16 protein-coding genes are annotated in these 18,512 nt (G+C 42.5%); 11 read left to right on the top strand and 5 right to left on the bottom strand.

The annotated features are described in order from the left end of the window. Positions 1 to 152: 152 nt before the first annotated feature. Positions 153 to 1,466: an NCS2 family permease gene (locus M3206_RS08590; RefSeq protein WP_251312100.1), complete on the bottom strand. Its 1,314-nt coding sequence runs from the start codon at positions 1,464 to 1,466 to the stop codon at positions 153 to 155. 163 nt (positions 1,467 to 1,629) lie between these two features. Between M3206_RS08590 and M3206_RS08585 the strand changes: the two genes are divergently transcribed. Beyond that, complete coding sequence (locus M3206_RS08585; RefSeq protein WP_251312099.1) at positions 1,630 to 2,169, top strand: YwhD family protein; 540 nt, start codon at positions 1,630 to 1,632, stop codon at positions 2,167 to 2,169. Between the two features lie 245 nt (positions 2,170 to 2,414). On the opposite strand, the gene M3206_RS08580 is transcribed toward M3206_RS08585, so the two are convergent. Beyond that, positions 2,415 to 4,478 (bottom strand): transglycosylase domain-containing protein, encoded by a 2,064-nt coding sequence (locus tag M3206_RS08580; RefSeq protein WP_251312098.1) that lies wholly within the window; start codon positions 4,476 to 4,478, stop codon positions 2,415 to 2,417. Between the two features lie 116 nt (positions 4,479 to 4,594). Between M3206_RS08580 and M3206_RS08575 the strand changes: the two genes are divergently transcribed. From M3206_RS08575 to speB, 4 genes are all read left to right on the top strand, one after another. Beyond that, positions 4,595 to 5,881: an amidohydrolase gene (locus M3206_RS08575; protein ID WP_251312097.1), complete on the top strand. Its 1,287-nt coding sequence runs from the start codon at positions 4,595 to 4,597 to the stop codon at positions 5,879 to 5,881. 302 nt (positions 5,882 to 6,183) lie between these two features. Next, complete coding sequence (locus tag M3206_RS08570; RefSeq protein WP_251312096.1) at positions 6,184 to 7,038, top strand: alpha/beta fold hydrolase; 855 nt, start codon at positions 6,184 to 6,186, stop codon at positions 7,036 to 7,038. Positions 7,039 to 7,764: 726 nt separating this feature from the next. Next, on the top strand, positions 7,765 to 8,592 hold the full coding sequence (gene speE, locus M3206_RS08565; RefSeq protein WP_251312095.1) for a polyamine aminopropyltransferase: 828 nt from the start codon (positions 7,765 to 7,767) through the stop codon (positions 8,590 to 8,592). 71 nt (positions 8,593 to 8,663) lie between these two features. After that, the gene (speB, locus tag M3206_RS08560; RefSeq protein WP_251312094.1) at positions 8,664 to 9,536 is read left to right on the top strand and encodes an agmatinase; all 873 of its coding nucleotides are present in this window, start codon (positions 8,664 to 8,666) and stop codon (positions 9,534 to 9,536) included. A gap of 134 nt (positions 9,537 to 9,670) precedes the next feature. Here speB and M3206_RS08555 read toward each other — a convergent pair whose 3' ends face one another. Next, positions 9,671 to 10,294 (bottom strand): AmiS/UreI family transporter, encoded by a 624-nt coding sequence (locus M3206_RS08555; protein ID WP_251312093.1) that lies wholly within the window; start codon positions 10,292 to 10,294, stop codon positions 9,671 to 9,673. Between the two features lie 201 nt (positions 10,295 to 10,495). On the opposite strand from M3206_RS08555, the gene M3206_RS08550 reads away from it, so the two are divergent. Next, on the top strand, positions 10,496 to 12,262 hold the full coding sequence (locus M3206_RS08550; protein WP_251312092.1) for a PAS domain-containing sensor histidine kinase: 1,767 nt from the start codon (positions 10,496 to 10,498) through the stop codon (positions 12,260 to 12,262). Between the two features lie 260 nt (positions 12,263 to 12,522). On the opposite strand, the gene M3206_RS08545 is transcribed toward M3206_RS08550, so the two are convergent. Further along, the gene (locus M3206_RS08545; protein WP_251312107.1) at positions 12,523 to 13,539 is read right to left on the bottom strand and encodes an NADP-dependent oxidoreductase; all 1,017 of its coding nucleotides are present in this window, start codon (positions 13,537 to 13,539) and stop codon (positions 12,523 to 12,525) included. Between the two features lie 336 nt (positions 13,540 to 13,875). Between M3206_RS08545 and M3206_RS08540 the strand changes: the two genes are divergently transcribed. The 5 genes from M3206_RS08540 to M3206_RS08520 all read left to right on the top strand — a co-directional run bounded on the left by M3206_RS08540 (position 13,876) and on the right by M3206_RS08520 (position 17,541). Then, positions 13,876 to 14,316, top strand: coding sequence for a DUF1934 domain-containing protein (locus tag M3206_RS08540; RefSeq protein WP_066294028.1), 441 nt, complete (start codon positions 13,876 to 13,878; stop codon positions 14,314 to 14,316). Then, positions 14,313 to 15,983, top strand: a complete 1,671-nt coding sequence (argS, locus tag M3206_RS08535; protein ID WP_251312091.1) for an arginine--tRNA ligase — start codon at positions 14,313 to 14,315, stop codon at positions 15,981 to 15,983. The genes M3206_RS08540 and argS overlap by 4 nt, the downstream gene beginning before the upstream one ends. Positions 15,984 to 16,191: 208 nt before the next feature. Next, entirely contained in the window at positions 16,192 to 16,497 is a 306-nt protein-coding gene (locus M3206_RS08530) for a hypothetical protein (protein ID WP_251312090.1), read from the top strand. Between the two features lie 92 nt (positions 16,498 to 16,589). Further along, complete coding sequence (locus M3206_RS08525) at positions 16,590 to 16,760, top strand: XapX domain-containing protein (protein WP_251312089.1); 171 nt, start codon at positions 16,590 to 16,592, stop codon at positions 16,758 to 16,760. Positions 16,761 to 16,767: 7 nt separating this feature from the next. Further along, positions 16,768 to 17,541, top strand: a complete 774-nt coding sequence (locus tag M3206_RS08520) for an alpha/beta fold hydrolase (RefSeq protein WP_251312088.1) — start codon at positions 16,768 to 16,770, stop codon at positions 17,539 to 17,541. On the opposite strand, the gene uvsE is transcribed toward M3206_RS08520, so the two are convergent. Beyond that, on the bottom strand, positions 17,534 to 18,487 hold the full coding sequence (gene uvsE, locus M3206_RS08515) for a UV DNA damage repair endonuclease UvsE (protein WP_251312087.1): 954 nt from the start codon (positions 18,485 to 18,487) through the stop codon (positions 17,534 to 17,536). The genes M3206_RS08520 and uvsE overlap by 8 nt on opposite strands. Positions 18,488 to 18,512 lie beyond the last annotated feature (25 nt).

The following is an 18,512-nucleotide window of genomic DNA, read 5'->3' as shown; positions in this document are numbered from 1 at the left end:
TTTTACTCACTGTGGATTCCCCGTTCTCCCTGTTTGGTTTGATTATAACGGTTTTCTTGTTTAAGAACACAAAAAATCCCGAATACCGGACTTTTTATAAGTGTCCATTATTCGGGATACAGTTCAAATTAGAGCGATCCGGTCTTTTTGTTTTAGTGAGGTAAGAAGGCAAGTTGATAGAAGAATAGTACAGCGAACACATAAACCAAGATGGGTACTTCTTTATACTTTCCTTTTACAATTTTTAAAATAGGGTACGAAATGAATCCTAGTGCGATTCCTGTTGCGATACTTGATGTTAGCGGCATTGTTAAGATGATAAGGAATGCCGGGAATGCTTCGTCAAGTTCGTTCCAGTTGATTTTGCTGAGTGAGCCGAGCATCAGGCTTCCAACGATGATCAATGTTGGCGCTGTAATCGCAGATAGACCTGAGATTGCACTTACGAGCGGTGCGAAGAATGCGGCTACTATAAATAAGATGGCCACGACAACGGATGTTAATCCGGAACGTCCTCCAGCTGCAACACCTGAAGAGGATTCGATATAAGCACTTGTCGGGCTTGTTCCGAATGCTGCACCAACAGTTGTAGCAACGGAATCTGCTAGAAGTGCTTGGCGTGCACGAGGCATCTTGTTGCCCTTCATCAAACCAGCCTGTTCTGCCACTCCTACCATCGTTCCTGTTGTATCAAAAATGGTTACAAGCAAGAAAGAGAAGACGACCGCATATAATCCGTATTGGAACACATCTGTGAATGCTGTGATCGGATCACCGAAAATGAATAATTCCTTTGGTAAGTTTGGTGATGCTACAATATCACCGAACTTGAGCATTCCTGTGAAGTAGGCAATAACGCCTGTAATGATCATACCGAAGAATAAGGCACCGTTCACATTAAGAGCCATTAAAATAAGTGTGACCGCAAGTCCACCCAGTGCAAGTAATACACTTGGCGAATGCAAATCCCCGAGCGCGACTAAGTTATCAGGATGTGCAACAATGATTCCTGTTAAGCGCATACCGATAAAAGCGATGAAAAGTCCGATACCCGCTGTGATACCGTGCTTTAAATTTGCTGGGATAGCCTCGATTAATTTTTCACGAAACGGTGTCAGTGATAAGATCACAAATAAGATACCCGCTACAAAAACAGCACCGAACGCGATACGGTAATCAATATTCGTGTTGTTTCCTACTACTGAAAATGCAAAATACGCGTTTAACCCCATTCCGGGTGCAATAGCGATGGGATAGTTAGCAAGCAGGGCCATCCATAGTGTACCGACAACGGTGGCAATAATTGTTGCAATAAAGACTGTATCGAAAGGAACACCAGCTGAATGCAAAATAATCGGGTTAACAACAACGATATAAACCATTGTCAAGAAGGTGGTGATCCCGGCTAAAATTTCAGTTTTTACTGTGGTTCCAAGTTCTTTTAGCTTAAAAAAGGATGAAAGCATGTATTGGACCTCCAAAATACGAACATTTTATAACTACATGATATATATTATTCGTTTTTAGGTAATTATTCAACCTATTTATAAGAAGTTTCTTTCTAAGAGTTTTTGTTCTTTTTTGTGATACAATACGTGGTAACAATGAATGTTTAGAGGAGCTGGAAGCATGAAAGATTTTTTCAATTCCAATAACGCCAAAGACGGCGATAAAAAGAAAAAAGGAACGGGATTCACGATTATCTCAGGTGACTCCACAGACGGACATGGCGGATTTGGTGTGGGAACAATGACGCTCGATCACGTTACGCCTGTCATTGTAGATGTAGAAGACGCTGTAGCGTATATCGATATGGGCGCTATGCACGCAAGAAGCGATGTGGAAAAGCGTATTAAGTTCACGCCTAATCGAGAAGATACACCAAACCCAAGATTGTATTGGCTGGTTTGGGTAACGATTAATCGTGGTCCAGAGGGTCCTTACTATTACGGGCTAACAGCATGTGAGATGCAAGTAGATGCTGAAGCGCGAAGAGGATATAAGAGCTTGCCAGAACACGTGAACCGCATGGATAAATCCATGAAGGGCAAAGTGATTGTGGAGGATATGGCTCCGGATGCTCGCCGGGTTCTTGGAAACTTCTTAAAAGAGCATGATGAAGGCATGTTCAATCGCTCTGGAAATGAGATCAAGTTTTTGGTGGAATAAATATGGCAAAGTTATGAACCTTTTTTGAACATTTTTCAAATAACTTGTGACAAGAAAGCACTTCCATTAAACTTATAGGTAGCATTGTACACACAATGTTTCTAGGACAATAAAGTGCCCGGGACCCCTCGTATAAGGTCTCGGGCATTTTATTTTGTTTTTTTGTGTGTTGTCAAAGTCACTTCTAAACATTTTCTGCAGTTAAAAACCCCCCTCAGCATCCTAAACGACAGGGTTCCGTTACCTTACCAAGAAAAGATTCGCTTAAAGAATCCTTTCTTCTTTTCTTTTTTCTCCAGTTTATCTTTTATTTCTTTAGAAACACCGTGTTCATCACAAAATTCTGTGGGTTCTGTTCCTTTTTCATAATAAGAGATGCGTGTGACCGGGCAGCTTTCTGTAGCGAGCTTTCCGTTTTGCGGGTTGATCGTGACGGCTGTTACGCCTTCTGGCTGCTTAAAGGATAAAATCTGTTTATTCTTCAGTGCGCCCTCCATAAATTGCGCCCAGATTCGCTTTGAATATCCGGTATCATTCACATCATGCAGCTCTTCGTTGTTATCGTAACCGACCCACACACCGGTTACGAGCTGCGGGGCATACCCGACCATCCAGCTGTCGTTAGGTGTAGAGCCTGATTTTCCAGCCATCGGACGCGTTAAATAATGGTTGATACTTGATCCAGTTACACTCGTATAGTCATTCAGTTTTTCGTCAAACGTTCCAGCTAAAAGATCTGTCATGACAAATGCTTTGTTTTCATCAATGACTTGTTTACCCTCGTATTTATGTTCATAGAGCACTTCACCTTTTGAATCTGTAATTTTTGTTATGAAAACAGGATCTGTTCGCTTTCCGCCGTTTGCAAAAACGCCATAGGCTTTTGTCAGTTCTAAAACACCGACTGCATTTGAGCCGAGCGCCAGAGATGGGATTCCCTCAAGCTCACTTTTAATGCCGAATTTTTTAGCTGTTTTCACAAGTTTATCAGGCCCTAAGTAAAGGTTTGTTTTTACTGCATAGATGTTGTCCGAGAGAGCGAGGGCTTGTGCCATCGTTATAAAGTCGTTCGCGTAGCGGTTTTTAAAGTTCTTCGGCTTGTATTTCGTAACCCCATCAGCCATCGCAAATGTTGTGGGTTCAGACTTGATCGGGGTTGAGGCTGTATATCCATGTTCGAGCGCGGTGTAATAAAGAAAAGGCTTAAAGGTTGAGCCTGGTGCCCGTTTAGCTTGAATGGCGCGGTTGAACGGACTTTTTTCAAAATCACGGCCGCCGACTAATGCTTTTACATCCCCGTTGCGTGGATCCATGGCAACGAGAGCGGTCTCGATATTGCTGTTATCAATAATCCGGTTTTCAATTGTGTGCTCTGCAACCTCCTGCATATGAGGATCTAGTGTTGTGTAGATGCGCAGACCGCCGAAATTGATCGAATTTGTATTGATGTTCAGATCTTTTTTTAACGTACGCATAACAGCATCCTGAAAATAAGGGGCAACGGTGGCAACTTTTTCTTCCTTTTCCCGAACATAGGTTAATCTTTCAGAAACCACTTCTTTAATCTTTCCTTTTTTAATGGAACCGTCTTCTGCCATGCTTGTCAGGATGATCTTTTGTCTCCTTTTTGCGTTTTCCTCATTTAGGATCGGCGAATAACGGCCTGGACCTTTTGGAATCCCTGCAAGCATACTAGATTCAGCGAGCGTCAGATCATCGGCATTTTTTCCAAAATAGTATCTTGAAGCAGACTGGATACCGTATGAGCCGTGTCCGTAATAGATTGTGTTTAAATAACCTTCTAAAATCTCATCCTTCGAATAATTCATTTCGAGTCGAAGTGTATAAAATGCTTCCTGAAATTTTCTGCGCCATGTTTTGTCATGGGTTAAAAAAAGGTTGCGGGCATATTGCTGGGTGATGGTGCTTGCTCCCTGTACTTTTGAACCGGCTTTAATATCCGCTAGGATCGCTCCGGCAATTCTCTTAAAGTCAAAACCATGATGATCATAAAAACTCTTATCTTCAATCGAGATTGTCGCATTGATAAGGTTCTTATCGATCTTTTTAAGAGGTAACCAGTAGCGGTTCTGTCCTCCGTTATTCATCTCACCCATCTTTGAACCATCAGCTGCATACAAGATCGTGGTTTGCGGAACTAAAAGAGCAGGTGGACCCATGAGTTTGGCTAAGAGCAGAAGTCCGATAAATGACAGAACAAGACTTCCTGAGGTGATGAGTCCCCATTTTTTGATCCAGCGTATCTTTTGCTGTTTCGTAGCATCTTTATAAATCTGCCAAAACTTCATAATCCGCCCTCCTTAACTTCCACTTTTTCTTAACTAGTATGGGAAAAAAGAGCTTCTCTTAAACGTGTGTATCTTCATAAATGCTATAATGGCAGAAGATGAAGGAGGTACGGAAAATGCTGATACAAAACATTCGATATATGACGGTGGCTGAAGATGGCAAATGGACCGTTCATTCTGGTGATATCCGGATAAAAGACAATAAGATTGAGAATATAGGAAATTTTACATATGAAGAATCTATCGAAATCGTAGATGGGAAAGGCATGCTCGCATTGCCGGGGCTAGTAAATGGGCATCAGCATACGCCGATGTCGTTATTGCGCTGCTATAGTGATGATGTGCCGCTTATGACATGGCTGAACGAAAAGATGCTGCCTCTAGAAATGAAAATGAATGATGAAGACCGATACTGGGGAGCCCTTTTATCGATGGCAGAGATGATCAAGAGTGGTACGACTGCTTATGCAGATATGTATATCGGAATGGATCATGTGGCAGAAGCGGCCGTGGAGTCAGGAATCCGGGCTGTCATTGCGCGTGGGCTTATCGCGATGGATGATAACTATGAAGGGCGACTAAAGGAAGCAGCAGAAGTCGTAGACCGTTGGCACGGGAAAGGGAACGGCAGAGTGACAACGATGATTGCGCCACATTCTCCATATATGTGTCCCCCAGACTTTTTGAAAGGAGCTGTAAACCTTTCTAAGGAAAAAGACGTGCCGCTTCATATTCACTTGGCAGAGACGAAAGATGAAGAGACCATGATTTTAGAAAAATATAAAATAAGACCTGTTCACTATTTGCAGCAGGCAGGTGTTTTCGAGCGTCCGGTTCTGCTGGCGCACGGTGTTCATTTTAATGAGGACGATTATAGGATGCTAGAGTCTGTTCAAGGCGGAATTATCCATAACCCGGTCAGCAACGCAAAACTCGGCTGCGGGATTAGTGATGTAAAAAAACTTCTTGAATCGGGCATTAAAGTTGGTCTTGGTACAGATGGCCCAGCAAGCGCGAGTTCACTGGATCTGTTCTTTGAAATGAAGGCTGCGAGCTGGTTTCAGAAACTGAAGTATGAGGATGCTGCTGTGTTAAGCGCACATGATGTTTTAACGATGGCGACACAAAACGGAGCAGATATTTTAGGAATAGGTGAGGAAACAGGGTCATTAACGGTCGGGAAGAAAGCAGACTTGATCCTGATGGATACGAACAAACTGCACTTAACGCCTGATCATGAAACGGCAAATCTCCTCGTATATGCAGCGACCGGACAAGATGTTGATACGGTGATCATCGATGGAGAAATCGTGATGCGCGGCCGTGAACTGAAAACAATAGACGAAGAAAAAGTAATGGCCAACGCGAAAGAGCGAACGAAACAACTCCTAGCACAACTTTAGAAACATTTAGTATAAGAATGATTGATTGAAAGGGTCTCTTCATGCGTCCCTTTTTTATTTTCATCACCTAGTATTTTTGAACGATTTATCAATAAATGGAAATCCGGTTCATGTTTCCATGTTAAAATAAACTTGCGAGTCATTTACACGCAATCTATGAAAAGGAGGCCCCACACATCATGATTATCAAATGGATCAAACTTAGATAATCGAAAGTGTAGGCCAAAAACTCCGCTGAGAGATTTCTGTTCTGCGCTTCACAAAAAAGCAATGAAAAAATAAAATCACGGAGGACAAAAAATATGAAACAAAAATTGGTACGTGTGAATCAAGTAGATATCTATACGGAAAGTTTCGGAAATCCAAAGGACCCAGCTGTACTATTAATCATGGGTGCCATGTCTTCACTTGATTGGTGGGATGAAGCGTTCTGTGAACGTCTTGCTAAAAAGGGCAGATTTGTGATCCGATATGATCATCGCGATTTAGGAGAGTCAACTGTTTACTCGCCGGGTACATCCAATTATACGATCGCAGACTTAGCCGATGATGCTTTCGGTGTCCTTGATTCCTATTCGATTGAAAAGGCTCATATCACGGGTATGTCATTGGGTGGAATGATTGGACAGATCATGGCTGTAAAGCATCCGGATCGAATACTTAGCCTTACGGTCATTTCATCCAGTGTTTTTGGTACAGAGCAGGCGAATCTGCCACAGATGGATCAAAGGATACTAGATTACCATTCTAAGAGTGCTTCGCTTGATTGGTCAGACCGAGAAGCGGCTATTGCTTATTTAGCAGGAGGATGGGAAGTCCTTTCAGGATCAAAACCTTATGAAAAAGAAAGAATGTTTATGCTAGCCGAAAGAGAACTTAGCCGTGCGAAACAGATTCAGAGCCGTTTTAATTATGTTTTGTTGGGCGGCGGCGAAGAATATTTAGACAGGATGAAGGAAATAAAAGTGCCAGTGACCATCATTCACGGAACTGAAGATCCAGCATTGCCTTTTGAACACGCTCAAGCTCTCAACCGAGCGATCCCACATTCAGAACTCGTTAAGCTAGAGGGATCAGGGCATGAAATTCATAGTGACGACTGGGATACCATTATTGAGAATATTGTAAAGTTAAGTTCGAGTGTTTCGCATCTCTAACTTGATCGAATATAAGTAAAGCAGCCAAACGTGTAGATCGTTCTGGCTGTTTTTTTTTGCTTTTTAGCTTCCTTTGTAAGCTGATTGGAGAGCAAGGCGCGAGACTCCTGATGGTGCAACGCGGAAAGAGGCTCACCGCACGCCCCATGGAAAGCAAGTGCCAGGAGCAGAACTTAACCACTAACAAAAAATCGCTCGTGCAACATACACGGACGAAAGGGGCGCCAGAAGGGACACACGAGCCGGAAAAGCGAGACCGGGCAGTCTAGACGAAAACCCGGGTGCCTTTACACGTGTGACAGAGGCCTATTTATTTTTTGACGTAAGGACAGTAACGATAAGCGAGCTAAAAGCGACCGCAAACATCAACGCCTCAAAGATCGTCAGAGGCATCACCCCCCTTAACTGTAAGCTGCATATACAGCGAGATGTCCAGCTTCAGTTTAAAAAAGGGAATGCGCCGACCGTCTGTCCTTCTGTACGCTATCTCCATTATACCACTTTATAACAGGTAAATAGTCAGCCGAAAGAAACAGGGGGAATGTACTATTTTTATCTCGCGCAGATTAGGGAATCATGAAGGGGAGCGAGTAATGAAAAAGCTGATCATTTCTCTAAAAAAATGATTTGGAATCTTAGGTCCTGGAATGCTATAATCATTTTGTTTGTAAAAGAATGAAACAACGATGCCTGGCATTTCAAATATAAATTAGGAGTGAGACCAACATGAGTATTTGGTTTACTGAAAAACAAACAGAAAACTTCGGAATTACGTTGAAGATTAACAAAACATACGTATCTGAGCAAACAGAATTTCAAAAGCTTGATATGGTAGAAACAGAAGAATTCGGTAACATGCTGATTCTGGATGGCATGGTTATGACTACACAAAAAGACGAGTTCGTATACCACGAGATGGTAGCACACGTACCTCTTTTTACACATCCAAACCCGAAACACGTTTTAGTTGTTGGCGGCGGTGACGGCGGAGTAATCCGTGAAGTTCTTAAGCACCCATCTGTTGAAAAAGCAGTGCTTGTTGAGATCGATGGAAAAGTAATCGAGTACTCTAAAAAGTACTTGCCTGAAATCGCGGGAGATCTAGAAAACCCGCGTGTTGAAGTAAAAGTAGACGATGGCTTCATGCACATCGCAACGAGTGAAAATCAATACGACGTGATCATGGTTGACTCCACAGAGCCTGTTGGACCTGCAGCTAAGCTGTTTGAAAAAGGCTTCTATGAAGGAATCTCTAAAGCACTTAAAGAAGATGGAATCTTTGTTGCACAAACAGACAACCCATGGTTCACTCCTGAGTTGATCTCTCAAGTGTTCAGTGACGTTAGCGAGATCTTCCCGATCACACGTCTATACACTGCAAACATTCCGACTTACCCAAGCGGACTTTGGACGTTCACGATCGGTTCAAAGAAACACGATCCGTTAGAAGTGCCAGCTGAGCGTTTCCACGATATCGAAACAAAATATTGGACACCACAGCTTCACACGGCTGCATTCGCATTGCCGAAGTTCGTAAGTGACCTATTAAAATAAAAAATAGAAATAAAGAGGGAGGGGAGCTGATTGAAGGCTCCCCGTATTTTACATAAAAGGAGTGTAAACTTATGCGTTTTGATGAAGCTTATTCTGGAAATGTGTTTATTTTAAGCAAGCCTGATTATAAAACGGCAGATGCTGTCCTTTATGGGATGCCGATGGATTGGACGGTTTCATTCCGCCCAGGCAGCCGTTTTGGTCCCGCTAGAATCCGTGAGGCATCACTTGGACTTGAAGAATACAGTCCTTACATGGACAAGCATCTTGAAGAAGTAAACTACTTTGATGCAGGAGATATTCCATTACCGTTCGGAAATGCTCAGCGTTCACTCGATATGATCGAGGAGTACGTTTCTACACTATTGGCTGATAACAAGTTCCCGCTTGGGATGGGTGGAGAGCACCTTGTAACATGGCCCATTTTTAAAGCGTTAAAGCAAAAATATGATGACTATGTTGTGATTCATATTGATGCACACGCTGACCTTCGCGAACAATATGAAGGAGAAGTGTTATCCCACTCAACACCGATCCGCAAAGTATGCAACCTGATCGGTGCAGAAAACGTGTATTCTTTCGGAATCCGTTCAGGTATGCGCGAAGAGTTCGAATTCGCTAAAACAAGCGGCATGCACATGTACAAATTTGATGTGGCAGAGCCTTTAAAAGAAGTGCTTCCAACATTAAAAGGACGCAACGTGTATGTGACGATCGACATCGATGTACTTGATCCATCTGCAGCACCTGGAACAGGAACGGCTGAAGCAGGCGGCATCACATCAAAAGAGCTTCTCGAAGCGATTCAGCTGATTGCAAAAGCAGACATCAACATCGTTGGAGCAGATTTAGTAGAAGTTGCGCCAATCTATGACTCATCTGAGCAAACACCGATCGCAGCAAGTAAATTCCTTCGTGAAATCTTGCTTGGCTGGGTGAAATAAGAGATATTTTCTATAAAAAAGGATGCAGTTCCTGATTCAGGTACTGCATCCTTTTGTTTTGGGTGAATAATGTGCTAGCCAACACAAATAAAAGACGATCCCGCATCAAACGGGATAGCCTCCTAAAATGACGATTATTGAGTTGCTTCCTGAAGCTGTTCCTCTTTTCTGCCCTTAAAGAAAAGCACAGCTTCCACTGCAAAATAGACGAATGATGCTAAACAAACATAGATCCACATCTGTTGAAGTTTAGCAATCTGCCACATATCGAGCAGCATGAACAAAGATGGGAGTGTTAATGTTACCCAAGACTGAACAAATGCGACTTTACTGATGTACGTTTCGTACGGCTTTTTTGCAGCAGAAGACAGGTAGAACAAGAACCATAAGAAGGCCCACATCACCCAAATAAGAGCATTAAGTACATCGTTTTCTTGAATGTAAAAAACAACGGCATAGACGAGCGCCATCATCGCTACCCATAGAGAATACCAGCCTAAACCACTCCAATCGTAACCTTTCAAGATCGTTGCACCTAAATAAAGGTAAGTGAAGCCGAATAAAAAGACAGCCCCATTGTTGAACATCGACCAGTTCGATTGGTCGGATGTGACGATCAGGTAGATCGGCGTGATGACTTGCAGTAAGCCTACTAAAATATTAAAAAACGCTACGCTTTTTTCTTCCGCTTTACCGAGCAGCATTAAACTATTTAAAAATAATGCCGCACCAGAAAATAATAACCCTATAGCACCCATATAATTCCCCTCATAACTTTATTCATTTTAAAAGATGTCTGACCTCTTACATTCCATAAATATATAGAAGAAATAAAAGTAAATCAATGGGAACTTAAAGAAATGTTGAGATGTCGGTAACTTTTATTATGAAACTATCGGAAAATGTCGAAATTTGTTAGACAATGTCATCTTTTTTGCTATAGTTAAGGGAGATAAATGATGGCAAAAAAGGGGGAAACAGGCATAGTGGAAGCGAATAAAAAGGATATGAAATATATACAGGATTTTATTGACCAGTTGTCTGAAGCAGTTGTGCTTGTTTCGCCGAACATGAAGATAGCTGCAGTGAATCAGCATTTTCGAAAATTGAGAAAAGATGAGGTCTCTTTTGTAGGGAAAGCTGTTGATGAAATCATCCTGCGGCATAAAGATCGAAAGGAGGGAACCCTTCTAACAGAAAAGGGCTTTTTAAGTGTGAAGATTAGTGAGGGCTTGCTGCCTGTTGAGGGGGCTTTCTTTCAATATCTGATATTGAAAGAGCAACCTGCGATCGTACATTCTTGCCAAGAGCCTTTATTAAAAACGTTAATGGACATTGTTCCGGATTTCATTGGAATCAAAGATGGAGACGGGCGCTTTCTGTTTGCAAACAAATTTGTGAGTGAGCTGTTCGAACTTGAGGGATTTGATTTTACCGGAAAAACGGATGCTGACCTAGCAGAGGTCAAGCCTTACTTTAACGATGTCTTTCAATATTGCATCAAGACGGATGAACAAGTATGGCAGGCAAAAGAGATTGTACGCTGTGAAGAATTTGTTCCTGCTCGAGATGGAAGTACCCGATTTTTCGATGTATATAAAATTCCTGTGTTTAATCCGGAAGGTTCTCGGAAAAACCTGCTCATTTTCGGAAGAGAAGTAACAGAAAAAATCAAATCCCGTTTGCTCCTTGAAGAGAGTGAAGCAAGATACAGACTTCTCGCTGAAAACGCAATGGATATGATCACGACACATTCGAAGGACGGTACCTATACATATGTATCTCCTGCCTGTGAAACACTGCTCGGAAGGAAAGCACAAGACTTAATCGGACAAACCGTATATTTGATTTTGCACCCTGATGATGAAGGTGCAGCTAGGAAGATCCATGAGAAATTAATAGAAGGACCGTGCACGTCCACTATTCAATTCAGGCTTCTGCATAAGGAAGGGCATTACGTCTGGCTCGAGACTTCTTGTAAAAGTATTTGTGACGATACGGGGAACGTTGTGGAGATCATTGGGGTTACCCGTGATATTTCTGAACGTAAGAAATCAGAAGAGATGCTCCGTCAGTCTGATAAGCTTTCGATCGTGGGTCAGCTTGCTGCATCAGTTGCGCATGAAATTAGGAACCCTCTCACCTCGCTCAAAGGTTTCATTCAGCTTTTTCAAGAGTGCAACGAGATAGACGCTGCGAACTATTATGGCATCATGCATAAAGAATTGAACCGAATCGATCAGATCATGGGCCAGCTGCTATTGCTTGCGAAACCGCAAATGAAATCTTATAAAAAAATATCGATTCACGAGCTTGTTCAGTTTGTAGAGACATTGCTTCAGCCGGAAGCTCTTGCCCAACATGTAGAGATTCGAAGTGACTTGTGTGAAAAAATACCGCATGTTAAGGCGGAGGAGAACGAACTGAAGCAAGTGTTGATCAATGTGGTGAAGAACGCGATGGACTCCATGGAGAAAGGCGGAACCATCTCTATTAAAGGAAAACAGGTTGATGACGCGATTCATTTAACCATAAAAGATCAAGGATGCGGAATTTCGCCAGACCACTTAGCAAGACTAGGAGAACCTTTTTACACGACAAAAGAAAAAGGAACCGGCCTCGGCTTGATGGTAAGTTCAAAAATTATGAAAGAGCATAAAGGTGAGCTTAAGTTTCATAGTGAAAAAGGCAAAGGAACGACGGTCAGTTTGATTTTGCCGGTTTAAATGAGGGAGAACTGCACACGATTTGGTGTGCAGTCTTTTTTAGTTAGTTAATGGGGGAGCTGATGGCGATAAATGTCGACTCGTGTCGACTCGTGGATAAACCTCTAAAATTTGTGGATTGAGGTTCGTTTTTTGTGGATTGAGAGCTAAAATTTTTGGATTCACCTTACAAACTTTTGGAATCACTGCCTGCGCCCATATAAAAAGAGTTGTTTCCAACCTTCTTTCAGGTTGAAAACAGCCATCATCCTATCGATCTATTATAGATTCTCAGGTTCAGTTACTTTTACTAGCTGTTTTCCTGTGTTTTCACCTGAAAATAGTCCTAAAAAGGCATCTATCGTGTTCTCGAAGCCTTCAACAATGTTCTCACTGTAGGAAAGCTTGCCTTCTCCAAGCCATTTTGCCAGTTGAACGGCGCCTTCTTCAAAATGAGCCGCATAGTCGCTTACGATGAAGCCTTTCATAAGCGCACTGTTGATCAAAAGCTGGCTTTGGATACGTGGACCTACATCCATTTTTTCTAAGTTATAAAGTGCGATTTGACCGCAGATCGCAATGCGGGCCCCTTTATTGATCAGTCTAAGAACATGATCAGAGATCTCACCGCCAACGTTATCAAAATACACATCTACACCATCTGGACATGCAGTTTTCAACGCTTGATAAATGTCCTCTGTTTTATAGTTGATCGCCTCATCGAAACCGAGCTCTTCTTTTAAATAGCTCACCTTCTCATCAGATCCGGCGATCCCAACCACTCGCGCACCTTTAATTTTTGCGATCTGTCCAACGACCGTACCAACTGCTCCAGCTGCACCACTAACAACAACGGTCTCACCTTCTTGGGGATTACCGATATCAAGCAGTCCAAAATATGCGGTGAGACCGGTCATCCCCAGTACACCGAGGTTCGCTGTAAGAGGGGCAAGGGAAGGGTCGAGTTTTCTTAAGGAAGCATCACTTTCGACATTGTACTTCTGCCAGCCGAGGTTGCCGATGACAAAATCGCCTTCAGCGAGTTCAGATGAACGGGACTGGACCACTTGGCCAACGACACCCCCAGAGATAACTTCGTTTAATTCAAAAGGTGGCACATACGATTTTGCATCGTTCATGCGTCCTCTCATATATGGATCAACGGAAAGGTAGATTGTTTTCACTAATACTTGACCATTTTCAAGTTCAGGAATCGCTGCTTCTTCATAGCGGAAGTCGCTTTTTTCCGGCGTTCCCTTTGGACGGTTCACTAATAAAATTCTTTCGTTTTTCATCATCTTCCTCCTCAGTTCTAAATTCACCTTCATGTTGTCATCATACCCTCTTGCAAACCTCATTCCAAAACAAACGCTCATCAAACCCGCTTCCTATGAAAATTGCTATTTTCGGTCCTCATCATGCTTTCTATCTTTTACTGGCCTCTTCAATAGACTTATTGGACATACTAGGTCTATGATGGTTTACACCTTCTTTTTGTGATTTGAATCCTTATTCAGGTAGAATTCTAGCTATTTTTGTTTAAATCCGGTCTGAAGGTTGAACGGGAGCATTGAAATCTTTTATAATAGGTAAGTTAAAGGCAAGGTTACACCAAAAAAGGAAGTGTTGTTCGCATGGATCAAGATACGGAATTGTCTGTTGCGCTTGCAATCAGTTCAGAAGTCCATTTTAGCGGTGAAAAAGAAAAGCATTACACCGAGACAGACGGCAAGCTTTATAAGAGAGGCGACGTGACTTATCTTCAATATAAGGAAGAGATTGAAGGTGCGGGTTCTGTCAATAATGTGATTAAAATTACACACGCTGGAATTCTGATTATCCGCTCAGGCAGTGTATCTATGAAACAGAAATATTTAATCGGTCAGACAACGAAGGGGATGTACGACAGCCCCTATGGCCAGCTTTGGATGGAAACCACGACACATGAAATGAATTTCCGGTGGAATCAGCAAAATCAAACAGGCGATCTGAAACTCGCCTATGAACTGGTTCTGCAGGGTGAACATACAGGAACACATCGCATTAAGATTAATTTTCAGGAGGCAAAAGCATGAATATCCTTGACCAGGTCAAGCACCTGTTAAAAGCAGAGATTGAAGAAGCGGCAGTAAAAGCAGGACTCGCAAAAAAGGAAGAGCTGCCGGAAGTGGTTCTTGAAGTACCAAAAGATAAAGCGCACGGCGATTTCGCGACAAATATGGCGATGCAGCTGGCACGTATTGCAAAAAAAGCACCCCGTATGATCGCGGATGAGCTTGTTGCAAATTTTGATAAAAACAAAGCTTCGATCTCGAAGGTAGAGATCGCTGGCCCTGGATTCATCAATTTCTACATGGACAATTCATACTTAACAGAGCTGGTACCGACTGTATTGAAGGCAGGCAAGGACTACGGGCGAACGGATATTGGCGGAGGCAAGAAAGTTCAGGTTGAGTTCGTATCTGCGAATCCAACAGGAACCCTTCATCTAGGTCATGCGCGTGGAGCGGCAGTGGGTGATACGATCTGTAATATCCTTGATTATGCGGGCTACGATGTGTCTCGCGAATTTTACATTAACGATGCTGGTAATCAGATCAATAACTTAGCAACGTCTATTGAGGCTCGTTACTTCCAGGCGCTAGGCAAGGATAAAGAAATGCCTGAAGACGGCTATCACGGTGCAGATATTATTGAGTTCGGGAAGGATCTTGCTGAAGAGTACGGCGATTCTTGGCTCGAAAAAGAGGAAACTGAACGTATTAGTTTCTTCCGTGAATATGGTCTTAAGCGTGAACTAGAAAAGTTAAAGAAAGACTTGGCTGAGTTCCGAGTAAACTTTGATGTATGGTTTTCAGAAACGTCTCTTTACAAAAATGGGAAAATCGATGCTGCTCTTGAGAAATTAAAAGCAAAAGATGTAGTTTACGAAGAAGACGGCGCTACATGGTTCCGTACGACAAATTATGGCGATGACAAGGACCGCGTATTGATCAAGAATGATGGCTCTTACACGTACTTAACACCTGATATCGCGTATCATAATGATAAGTTCGAGCGTGGGTTTGAGAAGCTAATCAATATCTGGGGGGCTGATCACCATGGTTACATTCCTCGTATGAAAGCAGCGATTCAAGCTTTAGGGTACGATAAAGAACAACTAGACGTGATGATTATCCAGCTTGTTTCTCTTTTCCAAAATGGAGAAAAAGTGCGTATGAGTAAGCGTACAGGAAAAGCGGTTACACTTCGCGAGTTGATGGAAGAAGTGGGCATCGACGCTACTCGTTATTTCTTCGCGATGCGTTCAAACGATACTCATCTTGATTTTGATATGGACTTAGCGGTATCTAAATCGAATGAGAACCCGGTGTTCTACGTGCAATACGCACATGCCCGCGTTTGCAGTATGCTTCGTCAAGGGGAAGAAATGGGTCTTTCTGATAACGGAGAGGTTGATTTGTCTCAGATCGATTCCGAAAAAGAATTTGAACTTCTGAAGAAGATCGGAGAATTCCCTGCTGTGATTAATGAGGCATCCGAAAAACTTCTCACGCACCGCGTGACGAACTATGTATTCGAGCTTGCTTCTGCCCTTCATAGCTTCTACAATGCGGAGCGTGTACTCAATCCTGAAAATAAAGCAAAATCCGAAGCGCGTTATGCTTTGATGAAAGCTACACAGATCACAATCGAAAATGCGTTAAACATCGTTGGAGTAGAAGCTCCAGAACGTATGTAAAACGATTAAAAACCTGCCTGAGGGCAGGTTTTTTCTTTTTTTATCTTTGCTCGTCGAATATACAAGAGCGTTCACCCCTCGTCTCCCACCTAAAAAGGAAATAACCCTCTTCTCTTGAATTCTAATAGAGCAGTTTTCTAAAGGAGAGGAAGATCAAGATGACGACTATAAGAAAAAATCCGTTTGTGATGAGACCGAGGGGAAAGAATTGCCAGAAGAAGAAATTGAACACTATGCTGATACGCTTCAGCCAGCGTTAGACCTGGGGGAAGCCGCAACAATCATTTCAGGAAATCCAGCAGAATTCTATTTGGAAGACCTGGCGAAAACACGTAAAAAAACACTGGAACTTTTTAGACAGCTGCCAGATTCATGGCTTTATGAAACATCACCATGGGGAGGAGGACAAGTTTCCAACAATTATTTCAAATGGTTCCATGTGATTGAGGATGAACTCAGTCATCGTGGCCAAATACGAATAATCAAAAAGCACCATGAACGGTCCAAAAAATAATCGCATAAGGATTAAGGGATATTGTTTGCACATCGAGCCATATTATTAAGAGATAGATTTGGTAAACTCGATTGACTAGGGGGTACATAGAGATGAAATTGATTTTTTTATCGATCATTACCGGTGCCGTTGTAGGGTTTGTGTTTGCGATGTTAAAATTACCGATCCCCGCACCACCTGCTCTTCCTGGAATAATGGGAATCGTCGGCATCTATTTAGGGTTTCAGCTGTACGTATGGGTAGCTGCTACTTTTTTAAAGTGAGGCTCTTATGGCTTTAGCAGGACTGACAACAGAGTTTCAAATCTATTATGAAAAGCTTGGGGAAGGAACACCTGTCGTATTTTTGCATCCTCCGGGTCTCAGTCATCTCGTTTTTTCCTATCAAAAAAGTCTTTCGTTAGTCTGCCAAACCATTTTTCCCGATATACGGGGGCACGGCAGGTCGACTGTGAAAGATCCTGAAACCTTTACCATTTATGATATGGCCGAGGATGTCGCAGGGCTTCTGGATCACTTGTTAATCGATCAAGCCGTCATTTGTGGTTATTCTTCTGGAGGTTCCATCGCTCAGGCTTTTGCGGTCAAATATCCAGAACGAACCAAAGCACTCATCTTAAGCGGAGGGTTCTCGGAGGTATCCACCTTTACGTTAAAAAAACAGTTCCAAACAGGAATAAGGCTAGCCAAACGAACACCAGCCCTTTTAAATCAGATTCTTGTAAATACGCATTCCAATACCAACCATGAAAAGGAAGAGATGTTCGATTACCATAAACAAACGGATCGCCAAACGTGGGTTCGATTTTACCAGGAAGGTATGGCGTTCAACTGTACAGAAAAAATAAAGGAATGGCAGTTTCCGCTTCTTTTTATTTATGGAGATCAGACAGAGTATCTGCATTACTACCGGAATCTGTACCAGAAAAATGTTCATCAGGAGGCTCAGTTTGTGATGATGGCAAAAGCCTTACATCAGCTCCCGATTAAACATTTTGAAAGCTTTAATGCAGAAATTAGGCGCTTTGTAACCAGCCTCACATGAGAATTGTTCCGCCGCTCATTCTTTTAAAACCGCGTACCTTTTCAAGCTCATTAATAAGCTGAAGGGCAGCGCGGTCTTTTTGTTTGGCCTCGATCATCACATCGAGCTCATCCGTAAATGCTGAGGCCATCTTAAAAAAGGGAAGCACATAATCCAAACTGACAAAGTCATGATGGCTTCTGTAGGCTTTTTCATCTTTAGGTGAAGAAAGGTGCACTTTCGGCGGCCGTCCTGTATGCTTCCAAGTCTCAACAAAACGGGGAAGCAGCTCTTCTAAAGGCGTGTCACCAGGGTTCGCTTTGTCATGATGATAATCAAACATGAACGGGATCCCTTCTTTTTCACACACCTCTAAAGTTTCTTTTGTCGTGAACGTTTTATCATCGTTTTCAAGCGTCATACGGCTTTTAACGTCTGCCGGCAGTGTTTTAATATTTTCATAAAATCGCTCTAATGCGGCTTCCTTATCTCCATAAGCTCCGCCTACATGAATGTTGATGTAGCTCCGATCCTCAATACCCATTCCTTTTAAAAGGTCGTAGTGATACTGCATATCTTTCACGGCATTTACCGTGACTTCAGGTCGGGGGCTTGTGAAAAGCGTGAATTGATTGGGATGCATGCTCGTTCTAATGTTATATTTTTTTACTAGTTTCTCGATCTCTTTGCATTCTTGTTTCGTATTCTTCAAAAAATCCCACGCAGCCTCTGGGTGTGTAGCAAGTGGAACAATAGAAGAGGACATACGGTATAAGGGCAGCTCGTGCGCGACGCAATAATGAAGAACACGCAATGTGCGCTCTAAATTATTTTTTGTAATCGCGAGGAGCTGGGCCTCCCGCTCTTTTTTATCTCTTTTTTGGTATGTAGCAAATGTCATCGTTTTAGCTGGCGAGGCTTCATATAAGTTAAGAGCCGTCGACACAAAACCAAAGGATGTCAGCATTCTTGGCCCCCTTAAATTCTAAACA

Origin of the sequence: Fictibacillus phosphorivorans (assembly GCF_023715845.1) — a bacterium.
Lineage (GTDB): Bacteria > Bacillota > Bacilli > Bacillales > Fictibacillaceae > Fictibacillus > Fictibacillus phosphorivorans_D.
Note: the sequence above shows the minus strand (reverse complement) of the source record. Positions and strands in the feature narration are given on the sequence as shown.

What these genes read in the sequence shown, in the direction of transcription:
- argS (WP_251312091.1), top strand. Translation starts at nt 14,313, where the DNA reads ATGAATATCCTTGACCAGGTCAAGCACCTGTTAAAAGCAGAGATTGAA.
- M3206_RS08520 (WP_251312088.1), top strand. Translation starts at nt 16,768, where the DNA reads ATGGCTTTAGCAGGACTGACAACAGAGTTTCAAATCTATTATGAAAAG.
- M3206_RS08545 (WP_251312107.1), bottom strand. Translation starts at nt 13,539, where the DNA reads ATGATGAAAAACGAAAGAATTTTATTAGTGAACCGTCCAAAGGGAACG.
- M3206_RS08525 (WP_251312089.1), top strand. Translation starts at nt 16,590, where the DNA reads ATGAAATTGATTTTTTTATCGATCATTACCGGTGCCGTTGTAGGGTTT.
- speB (WP_251312094.1), top strand. Translation starts at nt 8,664, where the DNA reads ATGCGTTTTGATGAAGCTTATTCTGGAAATGTGTTTATTTTAAGCAAG.
- M3206_RS08550 (WP_251312092.1), top strand. Translation starts at nt 10,496, where the DNA reads ATGGCAAAAAAGGGGGAAACAGGCATAGTGGAAGCGAATAAAAAGGAT.
- M3206_RS08585 (WP_251312099.1), top strand. Translation starts at nt 1,630, where the DNA reads ATGAAAGATTTTTTCAATTCCAATAACGCCAAAGACGGCGATAAAAAG.
- M3206_RS08540 (WP_066294028.1), top strand. Translation starts at nt 13,876, where the DNA reads ATGGATCAAGATACGGAATTGTCTGTTGCGCTTGCAATCAGTTCAGAA.
- M3206_RS08575 (WP_251312097.1), top strand. Translation starts at nt 4,595, where the DNA reads ATGCTGATACAAAACATTCGATATATGACGGTGGCTGAAGATGGCAAA.
- uvsE (WP_251312087.1), bottom strand. Translation starts at nt 18,487, where the DNA reads ATGCTGACATCCTTTGGTTTTGTGTCGACGGCTCTTAACTTATATGAA.
- M3206_RS08590 (WP_251312100.1), bottom strand. Translation starts at nt 1,466, where the DNA reads ATGCTTTCATCCTTTTTTAAGCTAAAAGAACTTGGAACCACAGTAAAA.
- speE (WP_251312095.1), top strand. Translation starts at nt 7,765, where the DNA reads ATGAGTATTTGGTTTACTGAAAAACAAACAGAAAACTTCGGAATTACG.
- M3206_RS08555 (WP_251312093.1), bottom strand. Translation starts at nt 10,294, where the DNA reads ATGGGTGCTATAGGGTTATTATTTTCTGGTGCGGCATTATTTTTAAAT.
- M3206_RS08580 (WP_251312098.1), bottom strand. Translation starts at nt 4,478, where the DNA reads ATGAAGTTTTGGCAGATTTATAAAGATGCTACGAAACAGCAAAAGATA.
- M3206_RS08570 (WP_251312096.1), top strand. Translation starts at nt 6,184, where the DNA reads ATGAAACAAAAATTGGTACGTGTGAATCAAGTAGATATCTATACGGAA.